Annotated in this window: 7 protein-coding genes and 1 pseudogene; 3 read left to right on the top strand and 5 right to left on the bottom strand. The window is 60.5% G+C overall.

The features are described from left to right. Nucleotides 1-44: 44 nt before the first annotated feature. The 3 genes from RDCOP1_RS10415 to RDCOP1_RS21775 all read right to left on the bottom strand — a co-directional run bounded on the left by RDCOP1_RS10415 (nucleotide 45) and on the right by RDCOP1_RS21775 (nucleotide 4,173). Nucleotides 45-1,205 (bottom strand): 5-methylcytosine restriction system specificity protein McrC, encoded by a 1,161-nt coding sequence (locus RDCOP1_RS10415; RefSeq protein ID WP_143152192.1) that lies wholly within the window; start codon nucleotides 1,203-1,205, stop codon nucleotides 45-47. Then, a complete protein-coding gene (locus RDCOP1_RS21780; RefSeq protein ID WP_231922970.1) occupies nucleotides 1,183-3,357 on the bottom strand; it encodes an AAA family ATPase in 2,175 nt (724 codons plus the stop codon). The genes RDCOP1_RS10415 and RDCOP1_RS21780 overlap by 23 nt, the downstream gene beginning before the upstream one ends. Nucleotides 3,358-3,978: 621 nt before the next feature. After that, nucleotides 3,979-4,173: a helix-turn-helix domain-containing protein gene (locus RDCOP1_RS21775; RefSeq protein ID WP_239537439.1), complete on the bottom strand. Its 195-nt coding sequence runs from the start codon at nucleotides 4,171-4,173 to the stop codon at nucleotides 3,979-3,981. 260 nt (nucleotides 4,174-4,433) lie between these two features. Between RDCOP1_RS21775 and RDCOP1_RS10400 the strand changes: the two genes are divergently transcribed. From RDCOP1_RS10400 to RDCOP1_RS21765, 3 genes and pseudogenes are all read left to right on the top strand, one after another. Next, nucleotides 4,434-6,524 (top strand): UvrD-helicase domain-containing protein, encoded by a 2,091-nt coding sequence (locus tag RDCOP1_RS10400; RefSeq protein WP_072700089.1) that lies wholly within the window; start codon nucleotides 4,434-4,436, stop codon nucleotides 6,522-6,524. Nucleotides 6,525-6,565: 41 nt separating this feature from the next. After that, nucleotides 6,566-7,135 (top strand): annotated as a pseudogene (locus RDCOP1_RS21770) (DUF262 domain-containing protein); the annotation flags it as partial. A gap of 217 nt (nucleotides 7,136-7,352) precedes the next feature. Beyond that, nucleotides 7,353-9,431, top strand: a complete 2,079-nt coding sequence (locus RDCOP1_RS21765) for a DUF8606 domain-containing protein (RefSeq protein WP_231923102.1) — start codon at nucleotides 7,353-7,355, stop codon at nucleotides 9,429-9,431. Between the two features lie 80 nt (nucleotides 9,432-9,511). Here the strand turns inward: RDCOP1_RS21765 and RDCOP1_RS10385 are convergent, their stop codons facing one another. Together RDCOP1_RS10385 and RDCOP1_RS10380 are read right to left on the bottom strand one after the other, a co-directional pair. Then, nucleotides 9,512-11,125: a GTPase domain-containing protein gene (locus RDCOP1_RS10385; protein ID WP_072700083.1), complete on the bottom strand. Its 1,614-nt coding sequence runs from the start codon at nucleotides 11,123-11,125 to the stop codon at nucleotides 9,512-9,514. Next, the gene (locus RDCOP1_RS10380; protein ID WP_084722542.1) at nucleotides 11,122-14,952 is read right to left on the bottom strand and encodes a GTPase; all 3,831 of its coding nucleotides are present in this window, start codon (nucleotides 14,950-14,952) and stop codon (nucleotides 11,122-11,124) included. Before RDCOP1_RS10380 ends, RDCOP1_RS10385 begins: the two co-directional genes overlap by 4 nt. Nucleotides 14,953-14,955 lie beyond the last annotated feature (3 nt).

The raw sequence follows: 14,955 nt of genomic DNA, 5'->3' as shown, positions 1-14,955 counted from the left end.
AGCTCGGGGCTGCTCGTCCTTTCAAGCGCAAACGCGGCATCAACTTAGGGAACGTCGTCGTCCAATTGGTCGGCAGACGGCGTTAACAAGGTCCCAGCGACGGTCTCAGAATGACTGCCTCGGGAGGTAGCTCTTATTAGATGTGCAGCGATGGTCTCTCCGGAGGCACGCAGATCAACAGTGGCGAATCGGATTCTGTGCGTTTGGATGACCATGTCTTCATCGAAGTGTCCGTCGACGACGGGGTGCAGCATGAGGCCTTCGGCGTGACGATGATCGTCGCTCCTCTCCTGCTGAGACATCAAGTAAGCGTAGATCTGGTATAGATGTCCGCTGTTCAGGGTTGTAGGGCGGTGATAGCCGGCCTGCGTGATGGCTGTGAACTTGGTGTCGACTACTATCCGCCGCCGAATACTTTCTCCCGGGCGCAGCGGTGCGCGGAGGGTGATGTCGGTGTACATCCCTGGCAGCACCGCCTGCATGCCCTCAGAAATCCGGTCGATACTCCACGACAGTCGGGTGCCAGGCTCCACCGACCATCCTCGGGAGCCGAGAGTGTGGTGGTAGAAGCCGTAGACGGCGCGCTCGAAGAGTCTGCGCAGGTAGCGGTCCGAATCCTCGGGGGCTACGGTGACGAACTTATCTTGGCCGGGGTCCGGTATCGACATTGTCAGCAGGAGTTCGGCGAGGGAGAGCATCCGATGGTCGCGGGCCAGCAGTCGTTGCCGGCGCAGCGACGGCACGATGTCCGGTCGCGGTGCCGGTCCCGTCACTCCGGCAACTTCCAGTTGGAGCGCCAGAGACCGGAACCGCGGATGATGCGGGAGCGATGTGGCGGCAGCTCGAAGCGCGGAGCGGACCAGGCGATTGGCCACGGTGTCGGTGACCAGGGTGTCGTATCGGCACCGGACCAGTCCCCGCTCGAGAAGTCGATGTCGCGTCGTGCCGAGTACATCGATCCTGCCTCGAACTCGGTGCAAATCCGACACCGTTCGGGTGAAACCTACAGACAAGCCCATGTGCAGCCTGGTTTCGACTTCGTCGGCCAGCATCTGCGCTACCAGCTGGGGCAGATTGTCGGCGATCCTCTCCGCACCGGCAAACTCGTGGCCGTGATGTCGGTACAGATCGGACGCGAACAACTGCAAGAGCCAGAGGTTACGGATCGGAATTTTCATCGGGTCATAGCTCTCGCAGTTTGGCAAGCGCGTCGTCGACCGTGCCGGGACGATCGAACCAGTACTCCTCGAGGAGCGGTTTGATCTCGGTCTGGACCACCCGGTCGAGCCACTGTTGCGTCGTCAGTGTTACTGCTCCCGTGGAGGGTCCGGGAGTGAAGAAACTGTGCCCGATGCGAAACTGCCGACCCAGTGTTCGGTCCTCGATGATCTGGGTGTTCAGCTCCTGCATGCGTGCCCCGAAGCGTTCGAGGGTTTCCAAGTCGTAGCCCAATCCGCTGACGTGTTCGGTCCAGGCGCTGCCAAACTGAGGTTCGAGTTCGATGAAGGCAAAGCGGCGGCGCAGCGCCATGTCCACAAGGGCAAGGGATCGGTCGGCGAGGTTCATCGTGCCGATGACATATAAGTTCGGCGGGATATGGAAACGTTCGTCCTCGTCTATGGGATATGCCAGACGCATGGCGTTATCCGGGCTGCGTTTGTCCGCTTCGAGAAGGGTCAACAGCTCGCCGAAAATCTGTGCCGGGTTCCCTCGGTTGATCTCTTCGATCACCAATACATGATTGTCGTCGCGGTGAGCATCGGCGTTTCGGCACAAATCCAGGAACGGTCCGTCCGCCAACTCAAGGCGCCCTTCGGTCGCCGGGCGCCATCCTCGCACGAAGTCTTCGTAGGACAAGGAGGGGTGGAATTGGAGGACAGTGACACGATCGCTGCGGCGCTCGTTACAAATCGTCCAGGCTAGTCGTCTTGCCAGCCAAGTCTTCCCTGTACCTGGAGGGCCTTGGAAGATCAGGTTCTTCTTCGACAGAAGTCGTTCCTGGAACGTCTCAAGTTCGGAACGCGGGACGAAACACCCGTCCTCGATGATGGAGTCAAGGGTGTATATGTCACCTTCGATTGGTTCGCTGTCGGACGCGGCCGACAGAGCTGTTTCGCTCGGTTCCGTGGAAGGCTCGTGCTTCATCTTCGTGTAGCGCCACGCTGCGGCGGACAACTCGGGTATCGAGCTGAAGGGCGTGGATTCGTCCTGGATCCAGCTCCGTATCTGCTCCGTGTTCGCCAAGAAATGTTCACCGTCGATCTTCGACCGCAACGCCAGGATCGCGGCGAACTCGGGATACTGGCCGACCAGAAAACCGGCGTTGACCTGATCGTAGGCGGCGAAGGTCTCGGGGCGAATCCAATAGATCCCCATGGACAGTTGCCGGGTGTTTCCTCTGGCAGCGGCGTCGAAGGCTGCCACTAGCCTCTCGCGGGTGTCCTCGTTGCCAACTGCAGCGTAGGCGGTGGTTGCCTCTGCCAGGTCCCATAATCGGTCGACCTCGCCGGGGCTGCGGCCGTTTTCGTAGCGGATGAACCATGAGTTCAAGTTGCTGACCACCGGTATTCCTACGAACGAGGTGGGTGCTGCGGCGGTGATCTCGAAGACGATCCGGTAGGTTTCTGCGATCCGTGCGCGGGTCGAATCCGTGATTCCCCTGTTGAACGGCCCGAACGCAGTGAACGGATCGATGTCTCGAATTGCCCCCCGTGATCCATCCTTGTGAACGTCTGTACGCAGATAGCGGAAGTAACGCTCCAGGCCCGGTGTCTCTGCGACGTTCCACAACCGATCGAGCAGTCCTTCCCGATTGTTGCGGAACGTCAGAATCACATCGGCGAGTTCTTGGTAGAACGGCACCCATAGGAAGTCGTCCTGCTCGGTCGCCGAATGGGGCTCGTCAATAAGCCTGGCGATTTCCTCTCCAGCGGTGGTGAGGGTGAACAGGGACAGCGCTGCGCTGATCTGGTTCTGGGCTGAGACCGACAGTTCGTCTCGTGGAACTCCGGTCACGAGCCATTGAATCGGACGCCAGTGCCGGTACTGCTCGACTTCCGGATGAAACTCGTACCCACCGCGGACCCGACCGATGTTGATCGTCCGGGTCGCGCGGTCCGGACATACGACGACATCTCCTACGGCGAGTGCATGCACGAATCGGTAGAGGGTGCCGGCCCAGGACGCGACCGATTCCGGCCTGTCGGGAAACGCGCCGGCTACAGCTTCTTTGAAAGCGTCCCGTGTCGGATGCAGAAGCGCGAGATCTCCGAGTTCGTCCCAGCCGAGGCGCACCGCACCATCGGCGACAGGATCGATACTCGGTTGGTCGTTGTGAGTCCCCCAGAACTTCGGCACGTTCGCACCATAGGGCACGCTCGGCCGCAGTTTCGTAAGCGCGATCGGCGTGCCTTAGAACGAGATTTCCGTGTGGGGGCTGGAGTGGATCACGCTGTCACTCGCCGAGGTGGGGCAGGATCATCAAGAAAATGGATTACTCGTAGGTCTGCCCGGTTCGGCCGGGGATATCCGTTCCTTGCAGCACATGTGGGATCACACGTGCCAGCTCGACCCACGTCGGGGGTTCGTATAGCGCGTCCTCCGCCTCCTCGGTGGGTAGGGCGCTCCCGGGGCAGCACCGGGAGTGTGCCCAACCGTCGAGCGCAAGATCTGGCCAAGTGCAGGCCACAACAAATCTCTGTCATTGCGCCAGGAGGCTGATCCGAAGGCGGGAGCGCTCGAGCCTGGAGAGATGTCCTCGTCAGAGGAGATGTCCTCTGTCCAGCTCGCGGTCCATCCCCCCTCTCAGTCGAGGGTTATCTCGTGTGCGCTCGGCCGATCGCCACCTAGGTCGACCATGAATTGAAGGTGAACTTGCCTGGTTCGATCTCGTGCGGCAGGCCGATGGTCGCCGACATCTCACCGTCTGCCTCAGCGATGGCACGCTTCAAGATCAAGGTGCGACGATCGCTCGACACCTCATGGGGGGCGTGCACGCACGTTCGGGGGCGGCAGCAGGACCCCATGCGGTCGAACTGCGCAGGAAGAGCCGACGTTGCGTTTGAGTTCGCGGCAGATCGTCGACCGGGCTCGGTTCACCTGTTCGGCGATCGTCGCAACGCTTACGCCGTCCCGACGGAGCTCGGCGATCTGGATCCGCTCGTCTTCGGACAGATAGCGGGAACCGATCCCGCGGACGGCGAGGCGGTGAAGTGGGACGACGGTCTTGATTGCTACGCCGTCCCGGTAAACCGTGTCACCGCTGGGGCGCAGGTGCTGCCCGATGTCGGACCCACGAACGTGGGTGAGCGGACCTCGTCCGCAACCCCTGACTCAACGCCTCTCGGCTACGCATACCGTCTAGGTCCGTAGATCATCAACCCGGATGGTAAAGATGTCCCAATGAGTCGACATAACCACGGGGGGATCCGCTGATGCCAAAACTCGCCATCGCCCGACAGTGTTTGAAGGAGTTCGGCCGACTCGACAAGCCTCTGCAGGACAAGATCACCGAAACCCTGTCGAAGTTCGAAGCAGCCACGCACACAGGCATCCACCTCGAAAAGATCGCGGACACACGCCATCCCCTTTATCGCTCGATCCGCATCGACCAGTTCTATCGCGGCATCGTCCTCAGCCCCGAAACTGGGGAAACGTACACGCTTTTGACGGTGCTGCCGCATGACGATGCGTACACGTGGGCCCGTAGACATCACGTCTCGGTGAATCGCGCCACAGGCGGGCTCGAAGTCCGAGACGTGATAACAATCGACGAGGCTATTCCAGAACTTGCACGAGGCGCCGAATCGGCCCCGAAACTGCTGTTCGAGGAGGTCAACGACGCTGATCTGACTCGCCTCGGTATAGACGAGGAGATCCTCAAGGTAGCTCGGACGATAACTGACACCACGCAGCTTGATGCATTGAAAGCCTTCTTGCCCGAGACCCAGTGGGATGTATTGGCGGGCCTCGCATCCGGCCTGACACCCGAACAGGTCTGGGCGGAGCTCGGTGCGAGAATCGTCGAAGAGCCTTACGACCCCGACGACCTCGACGCCGCGGTCGCTCGCAGCTCCGACAGAATCGTCCTTGTCGACGGACCGGACGATCTGATGGCGATCTTCGCGCACCCGTTCGCGTTGTGGCGCGTGTATCTTCATCCCACTCAACGAGCCGTGGTTGACGCCAACTTTCGGGGTCCTGCGCGCGTAACTGGAGGACCCGGGACAGGGAAGACCGTGGTCGCGTTGCATCGCGCTCAACGGCTGGCGTCGAAGTCCACCGGACCGGTCTTGGTCACGACGTTCACGTCGACGTTGACAGATTCGCTCAGAGCCGGCGTGAAACTCCTGGCCAACTCTCCGGACGTCCTCGAACGTATCGATGTTCAACACGTCGACAAGCTCGCTCATCAGATCTTTCGCGAGGTCCATGGCGCGCCGACGATGGTTGGCGACGACGACGAAAAACAGCTGTGGGCATCGATAGTTCAGCGTCTGGAGCTACCGTTCACCGAAGCTTTCCTCGCCGCAGAATGGCGTCAGGTAGTTCTCGCTCAGGACGTTTCCACTGCAGCCGACTACCTCTCCGCCAAGCGCATCGGCCGCGGCCGTCGGTTGGGTACGAACCAGAAAGCTCAAGTCTGGCAGGCAGTGTGGGAATTCGAGAATGCGCTTCGAGAAACATCGGTGTGGACCCACGAAACCGTCTGTCGAGAAGCGACACGCATCCTGGGCGGACGATCCGACAAACCCTACGTCCACATCATTGTGGATGAAGCCCAGGACCTCAGCCCCGAACAATGGCGACTCGTCCGCGCAGCCGTACCCGAACACCAGGACGACATTTTCATCGCCGGTGACACCCACCAGCGGATCTACGACAGTCGCGTGAGTTTGCGCGAAGTTGGAATCAAGGTCACCGGACGGTCGAGTCGACTGAATCTCAACTACCGAACTACAGCCGAAATCTTGGCGTGGAGCATGCAGCTCCTGCACGGTGCGCGCATCGACGACATGGACGGCCACCTCGACTCGATCGCAGGTTGCCGCTCCGACGTACACGGCCCTCCGCCTACGGCGAAGGGATTCACCACTCAGACAGACGAGGCGAACTACGTCGCGGAGACCGTGGAGGCATGGATCGCCAGTGGCGTCGAGCCCGGCGAGATCGGTATCGCGACGCGAGCGAAGTGGCAGCACAAGAAGATTCAGGACGCCCTCTTCACCCGCGGCATCCCGGTGCGCCTGTTGGCCAAGTCGAAAGGTGCTACCGATTCCGTACTGATCGGCACCATGCATGCGATGAAAGGATTGGAGTTCCGCTGCATGACGGTGGTGAGCGTAAGCGCGAAGCAGGTACCGGCCGCTGCAGCCGTGACGCCGGTCGGAGAAGACCCCCAGTCCCACCAGCAGGATATGCAACGTGAGCGCTGCGTTCTCTTCGTCGCGTGTACACGAGCACGTGAGGATCTTCTCGTGACATGGAACGAGACACCGAGTCCGTTTCTTGTCCCCCTCATCTGATAGACAGCCTGTGACTCGCCATTCTGTTCGGAAGGTTCGCTATGCCGAAGTTGTCCACCCTGCTCGACGAGATTGATTCTGGCACCGTCCTGCTGCCCGAATTCCAGCGCGGCTACGTGTGGAACCGAGACCAGGTGCGCGGGTTGATGCGCTCGCTCTATCGCAGTTACCCCGTGGGCGGCCTGCTGATGTGGGAGACCGCAACCAGCGACATTGCTGTGCGTGGCGAGGTCACCAGCGGTGGCGTCCGGCAGCTTCTGCTCGATGGTCAGCAACGCGTTACGCCGCTGTACGGCGTAGTTCGCGGTACCCCTCCCCCGTTCTTCGAGGGCGACCCCTCCGCATTCACGGGTTTGTATTTCAACGTCGAATCCGAGGTTTTCGAGTTCTATCGGCCGATGGCTATGGCCGAGGATCCGTGTTGGGTGAGCGTCACCCAGCTCTTCCGTGAGGGCCTGAAACCGTTCTTCATGGCATTCACGGAGCACGCCGATAAGGCAAACACCTACCTCGACCGTCTGAACACGCTGTCGCAGATCCTGCACCGTGAATTCAACGTCGAGAAGATCACCGGTTCCGACAAGACCGTCGACGAAGTAGTCGACATCTTCAACCGCGTGAACTCTGGTGGTACGAAGTTGTCGAAGGGCGACCTTGCCCTTGCGTCCCTTTGTGCGCAGTGGCCGCCCGCGCGTCAGGAGATGCGTGATCACCTTGCGGTGTGGAAGAAGGCGGGCTTCGATTTCACATTGGACTGGCTGCTTCGCAACGCGACCGCGGTGGCGAGAGGCCGCGCACTTTTCACCGCTCTCAGCACCGTAAAGGCCGATGAGTTCGAGCGCTCTCTCACGTCCTCCGTCGCCCACATCGGCACGTTCCTCGATGCAGTATTCCGGCCGGCTCGGACTCGACCACGACAGGGTTCTGATGGGCCGTTACGCGGTTCCCGTCGTTTCGCGCCTGCTCGAATTGAACGGGGGCAAGTTCACCGACGCAGCCCAGCGCGACAAGGTTCTGTACTGGTACGTCCACTCGGCACTCTGGGGCCGTTTCAGCGGATCGACAGAAAGCTACCTGCAGCAGGACTACGACGCGGTTCGCGACTCGGGCGTCGACGGCTTGATCTCCACCCTCGAACGCATCCGCGGCGGGAAGCTCGAGGTACTTCCGCACGACTTCGATGGCTCCACCAGAGGGTCGCGCTTCTACCCGCTTCTATACCTACTCACCCGAGTCAAGGGCGCACGAGATTTCGGCAGCGGTTTGGAATTGCGCGCAGAACTGTTGGGCAAACTCACCAGTCTGCAGGTGCATCACGTCTTCCCGAAGGCATACCTGCGCGACCACTACGACCGGAGTCAGGTCAACGCGATCGCGAACTTCTGCTTCCTCACCCAGGCTACGAACCTCGAGATCGGTAAACGTGCGCCCGAGGAGTACTTCGCAGAGGTTGAGGCGAAGAATCCCGGCGTGCTTGCCTCTCAGTGGATCCCGACCGACCCTGCGCTCTGGACCGTCGATCGCTACCCCGACTTCCTTGCCGCCCGACGTGAACTGCTCGCCGAGGCCGCTCAGTCATTCCTCGAAGAACTGCGGTCGGGTTCACAAAGCACCGAAGAGTCTCTACAACCGATCGCCGTCACTGAAACAGAACCCGACGATCCCAGAACCCTGCAGATTCAGGCCATGATAGCGGAGCTTCATGACCTCGGGTTCGCCGAACCGGAAGTCGATACCGAGATCACCGAGCCCGCGAGCGGGCGCTTCCTGTCCATGGCAGAAGCGTTCTGGTCCGACGGACTGCAGCACGGACTCGGTGACCCCGTCATCCTCGAACTCGATCCGGACGAAGCCGATCTCCCACGACTCGAAGAACTGGGCTACAAGGTCTTTACGTCGGTCGACGCATTGCTCGGCTTCGTCAACAACCTGAACGAGGCAGCGGCAGGAGTCTCAGAGACTACCGAAACCGAGGTTCCCCCGGCAGCGACCATCGACAACACGACGGAGCTCGAGTCCGAATTCGGGTCACGGGTCCGCGAACTGTATGACCGAGCTCGGCGCGAGGCCGGCTACAACGCCACCCAGTTCATCAGCATGGTCGCCAACATAGGTCCCTTGGCCACGGCGAAGAAGCTCCTCGCCGCGAGGACCATCTCGGACGGATTCTCCGAGTTGTGGGAACGAGGACGCATCGATCTCACCATCGAGGCCGTTGTCGTCGAGCCTGTCTTCGAACCGCTGTTCACCGACGCAGAGCTCGACGTCGCCCGGCATCGCCTCACCCAGTTCGGCTATTCGCCCAGCTCATCCACACGGACGCCGTCTCATTCCACCAACACATCGCCGAATTCACCCAACGGCAACGGCGAGAGCGCCGAATCTCCCTCGAAGAAGCCCGCCTGGAATGGACAAGACTGGTACGTCTGCCTGGACGAAGTCAACGATTCCCGCAACTGGGACGACGCGCGCAAGTACGGGTTCGTCTCGGCCGGCGGCGGCCGCTGGTACTCGGACACCCTCAAGAACCTCCACGTAGGCGACCGCGTTTTCGTCTATGTCCCGAAGGTCGGGTATGTCGGTGCCGGTACAGTTGCGGGGTCTGCCGCGCCTGCGGACCAGGCGACTCTCGAGGTCGACGGCATGCAGGTGGACTTCCGCAGCCTCGATCTCGTCGGGCCTTACACGCACGAGATCGATAACCCGGACCCCGAAGAGGACTACCAGGAGTGGATCGTCCCGGTCATCTGGGAGCGGACGGTCGACCGCGAGTCGGCTCTCCGCGAAGCGGGGTTGTTCGCGAACCAGAATTCCGCTTGCAGGCTCCGCGACGAGCACACCCTGAATCGGGTGACCGAATTCTTCGGTGTCACCACGGTTCAGGACGCACCGGAGCTAGAAGACTAACGCGTACGGGGTGTGTGCGGCCGACTAGGGTCAACCGCACACACCCCGTAGTCCCAACTCGACCCAGCGCGGCACCCGACTTACGCCAAGAGCGTCTCCGCAGCATTGATAGCTTTGCGCAATTGATCGACGGATTCGCGTAGGCCGTCCGTGATCTCCGGTTTCGAGAAATCGACGACTCGCAGCCTATGCTCCGTCTCGACCATCACCTTGTCCCACACGGTTTGGGCGATCGCTACTAGGTCTACAGCGAGCTTCTCGGCCCGTGCTTTCGCCAGTTTCTCGCTATGCAAGGCAGTTTCACGAGCAGCGCGGTAATCCTCCCACTCGTCCAGAACCACTTGCGCAAGCTTCCACACTGCAGTGGCTGCGGCGAGCACTTCGGAGGGCGACCAGTCACCCACCCCCCCACTGGAGGACTCCGAGCCGGGATTCTTCATCCGCGCGGACTTAGCCGGTCGAACTCGCGAAATATCTTGAAGCGCCGCGATCACCGCTCCCCCGACAGTCTTTACATGCTTACCTACTCGGGCAGACTCGATTGATGTCGGCTCCATCTCCTCGATTACTGTGACAATCTCCTGCAGGTTCCGCCATGACTGACGTCCGGATTGACGAGCCGATGCTCGGCCGACACTTTGCAAGAATCGGTCAACGTGCTGCTGGTACGTGTCGGACCACCCACTGATGGCACTCTCCACCCCGCTCAGAAGCAGTGATCTGTCTCCGGTCGCTGCCTCCCAGTCCGACAGTAGAACGGCGGTCAATTTCTCTCTGAGAGCACTGAGATCGGCCCGAGCTGCGAGATCGATCTCGCGTAATTCGTGCGACCAGTGCTCGTGTCGAGACTCCGCAGCCTCGGCTTCCGCAGCGAGCGGTTCTGCTTCCGCAAGTTGCGATTTCAAGCGAGAGACTTCGCGAATCAGTATTCGGCGCCAGTACCGCTCCTCCGTCGCAGCCCGCGCATGTGTGAGAGCGCTACTTCCAATATGCGCAATCGCCTGTTCGAGTTCGTTCATGCCGTCCCATGCACGGAAGTCATCCCACGTCGCAGCCTCCACCGAGAGTGACGAACCTGCGAACTGGGCGAAATCCGGTACGACCACATGAATGGGAAAATCCGCAGCGAGATCCAGCGACTCTCTCAACTCTGCGGTCTTTCGATCCCTCAATTCGAAATAGCCCTCGAGATCGTCTTCCGGATCGATTCCTGCCTCATCGAACCGAGAAACCACAAACCATAGGTCCCGAGGCGTCCAGGTTCCGTCGAGTAGGGCCCGAAGGAGTCCCCGCTCACCTGTCGCCAACTGCGGTGAAACCACGACGATGGCAATATCCGTCAGTTCGAGCGCCGCAACGGCCGCATGTGTATTCGCTACGCCACGAACATCTTCCGCCCCCACCGCCAAGCCAGGGGTGTCTCGCAGGAGACAGCCCTGACACTCGACACCATTGACCTCAAAGGTTTCGTGCCGGCCGCTGATCGTCAACCACCCCGGTACCGGCGTGCCCGCGTCAACAAGGATGCGGCGAATCAGAGAGCTTTTTCCGGTGTCGTATGAGCCGAACACAGTGACGACCGGCTTATCGAACATGTTGAAGTCGTCCCAGCGCGACTTCAGCCGGCTGGGGTTGGACTCACCTGGCATGGTTGCGAGCCATTCCATGACGCGGTTCGAGTCCAGATCGGTCACTGCGCGATCCTGTCTGCGCTGTGTACACCGGTGCCGGATTCGAGCAAACCGTCGATTTCTTCAAGTGACGCCTGTAGGTCGGCGACAGCGGCCGCCGTCGCATTCACGTCTTTCTGCATGTCTTGCATGCACTCGGTGAGCGCTGTCCGGCGCTCTTCGAGCACAGGGATCGGCCCATCCGCTTCGGTCCCACAAAGAATCTGATCCAGAATCTCCTCGGCAAGTTTGGCAATGAAGGTTTCGGCCTCCTCCCGACTCAGCTCACGGTCGCGAAGGGCTTTCTCACCCTTGAATACGCCATAAGCATCGGCTGCCACGCCCACTACTGCCAGTACCGGAGCAACCTTGGCAGCCCTACCCGCCGCCCTCACTGCTCCCCACGGCCTGAACTTCACCCCAATCATCTTTCCCACCCGGTAAATCTCATCACGTCTCCCCAGGGCCTTTGCGATACGCGCTCCGCCCTTCGCCGCACCTGCAAACACCCTCGGTCCGTCGCCGTTTGCCGCGTTCGGGCCCTCGAACCGATGGTCGATCACGATTCCTCTTTGTGCGAACTCTGCAGCGGCGATTTCACGATCGATCTGCGACGAGTGTTCCCTGAACCAATCGTCGATCTCTTGCGCTGCACGCGTTCTGAAAGACTCGATGTTCGTCTGGAATCCGATGTCGTTCCACCAGGAGTTGGCGATCTCGGCCATCTTGTGGAGTTCGTCGGAGGCGAGCGATCTCACGCGGGACTTCGCGAAGTTCGCGTGGCCGCTGACAAGGTCTCTAGCGTCCTGGCGCAACACGCCCGACAGAAGCAAAGCGTCCCGTTCGCCATTTTCCAATGCTTCCATAACCGCGCGATTTGCATCCGTTACAGCCTCCGCATTACGGATTCCGTCCTGCAAGTCGATGCGCTGTTTCATCAGATTGTTCAGCGACACATCGAGGTCGGCTTTTGCTGCCCCCGCTCGTGCGTGATCTTTCCCGACACTGTTGATCACGTCGATCACGGGTCCTACGGCATCCCAAGACCGATGCTGCCCATAGGCGGACGGGCCTATATCGATCCGTGATCCGACCTTTCCGAAGGGGTCCCCGGACATCGAATACACCTGACGGGGGTCGACCTGGATTCCATGAGATGCCAGCGCCGCGACGAGCTCGGACTCTTTGCGATCCTTCGCCGCCAGGAATTCGGCCGGTGCCGTTACCGGATCTACGCCCAGTTCATCCGCGCGGTTGACGAGGTAGAGAATGCGGTCCCTCTTTGAAACCGATGTCTCTGTTCCGTTTGCGATCGATTCGATGAACGACAGGTCCCCGATAAGGAGATTGACATGAAACACGAAGACCACGAGAGCAGCGCCGGCGGCCACTTGCAGTGCGAGCGCGTTGTGCTCGGAGTTGCTGCTCTGGAAGCCCGGCGTGTCGATCAGACACACATTGCCGACGTGATACGCATGCGCAGCGGAGGTGACGGGACCACCCCCGATAGGCATGTCGGCAGAATCGAAGTCCCCTGTTTCAATCAGGATCCGCTTGATCAAACTGGACTTGCCCGAGCTGTAGTCGCCGAGAAACACGATCTTCGGCCGTGAGCAGCCACACTGAGATGCTGGTTCTTCCTCAGCATAAACAGGTGATGACCCAGTAGAAGTCCTCGCGGTCATGGCGGCTACTCGCTCTAGGGAGCGCGGATTCCACACTCGATCGAGCAGTTCCCTGAGCTGTTGTTGGTCACTATCGGCACGAACAGCGAAAGCTGCGTGTTGAACTGGGTTTTCGATGTCAATCTCTGTTGCCGTGTCCTCGATCCAGTCCTCGCCGAGCCAAACTCGTTGCGCGAGTGGTTCCGCCGGTGCATCGAGGTCGCGATCCGGCAACCGAGACTCGGCGTAGCTGTCGAGGACCTCGGATTGCGCGCGTGCAAGGGTCGCGTCCGCGCTGGGCGATATCGGCAAGCTCGATGCCGCACGCCGCAACTGACCGACGAGACGTTCCAGCGCCGCCTGTTGCTTGCGCAAAGCGATCGCATTCAGGAGAAGCGCACGCAACTCGGGGCCGACAAGGTCCCATGTCGACTCCCGGCTCCGCATGCGTAAATCCTGTTCCATCCGGTCGAAGGTCATGTCGACCGCGTGACGAAAGGACGCTTGCGCCTCGGACCGCGCCTCAGTCTTCTCCTTTTCACCGAGATGCTCAATCTTCTTTCCCGCGTACTTCCCAGCTTCCGCCACTAATCTGAGCGCGACAGAGGCTGACGAAGCGACCCACCCCGCCGGATTCCAAATATTCGCAACGCCCGGCACAATAAGAACGCCTGCGCCGGCGCCCGCAGCCAATCCTGCCGCTTGCATAAGACGGGCGATCGAAAGCTTGACTCGACCTGCGGCGCCGTTCAACGATGCCGAATCCAGATCACTGTCCGAGAGATCAGGAGCAGCGCCGAACGCGGCGAGGCTCACATCCCGGGATAGAAACTCAGCCTTAGACGACCACACTTCTTCCACCGCGGCTTGAATTGCCTCAAGGTTGTAGACCATCTCGTTGAAGCGCGATTCGTCGAGGGTCCTTTTCTGTTCGAATGCTTCATAGAGCAGCCGATCGGACACCGCAATAGAGTCGGCGCGAGGGTCTGCAAGGTGTGACCGGAGCAAACGAGCAACGTGCCTGTCGAGGCGACCTGTAACCGGCGAGGTAAACGGCACGCCTCGCAGCGATTCGAGGGTCTTCACCGCGTCGTTCTTGTCCCCCTGAGCACCCGGAAGCGCCTGCAGGATTCGCTCGTCTGGATACCCGAGTGTGTCGAACAAACCCTCGATGATCCGTTCTGCCTCCTCGATTCGGGGTGTCATTTCCTGCACCTGACCGTCGAGGTCCATCGCATGTGAAGTGAGGATTCCGCGAACACCTTCCCTCAGTGCTCTCAAACGCAGATCACTTCCACCCGAGACAATGGAGGCAACAACGAGGTCCTCGAGTACCGAGAAGTTGGACCACTGGGCGAGAGACTCCACTCCGAAGTTTTTTCGCTCGGTCGTGAAGTTGGATTCGGACGGTCCCTTGAAGGGAGTCGTAGCTCGCGCGAACAGGGCCCGCCGGCTATGGATGGCCACCACGGGCGTGGCACCGAGGGCGATGTTGCTCAGCTCGGCCCGAATGTTCACAACGTGCTCTCGAACGGCTTGGGAGAGTGATCTGCGGGCATTGTCGCTGGGCACCTTGGCGGGGTGACGCCAACGGAGATTCCGGACGTTGACCACGGCGATTGCCGGTTTCCCGAACTCACGAACCCATTCTGCAACCTTCGCGAACTCCGATGGTTGCTGACTTTGGGTGTCGAAACACAGCATCACAACGTCTGCAACCTCGACGGCTTCGCGCGCCACCTTTTCCAGCTCGCTTCTCTTGCGCGTCCGCCCCCATCCGTTGATTCCGGGGGTGTCCCACAACCTGCATCCTGCCCATTCGACCTCTGTGACATCGGTGGTCCAGTCGCTCTCACCGGGTGACACATACCCCCCATCGAGGCGACCGAAGGCAGATAGCAGGGTGCTCTTTCCAGCACCCGTCCGACCGAAGAATGCGATGTTGAACGTGGACAGGACTTTCCGCTGTCGAGCGAGATGGGACCGGATCGAGTGCTTGAATTCGAGCGCGGATTCGCGCAGAGCGTCAGCATCAGTGCATGACCCATCACCTGCAACAGAGTCGACTACGCGGTCGAACTCCTCCGACAGAGATTCGATCGTGCGATCGAGGGAGTCGAGCTCACGTACTCCTTCTTCCACTGCACGCGAAACCGCACTCTCGAGCGCACCCTTGTCCTCGTGCACGTG

This window comes from Rhodococcus coprophilus NBRC 100603, from assembly GCF_001895045.1.
GTDB lineage: Bacteria > Actinomycetota > Actinomycetes > Mycobacteriales > Mycobacteriaceae > Rhodococcus > Rhodococcus coprophilus.
This window is presented reverse-complemented; position numbering and strand designations above follow the sequence as displayed.

Bases quoted from the DNA above. Each gene is read 5' to 3' on its own strand.
- RDCOP1_RS21765 (WP_231923102.1), top strand. From the start codon at position 7,353: ATGAGTTCGAGCGCTCTCTCACGTCCTCCGTCGCCCACATCGGCACGT.
- RDCOP1_RS10400 (WP_072700089.1), top strand. From the start codon at position 4,434: ATGCCAAAACTCGCCATCGCCCGACAGTGTTTGAAGGAGTTCGGCCGA.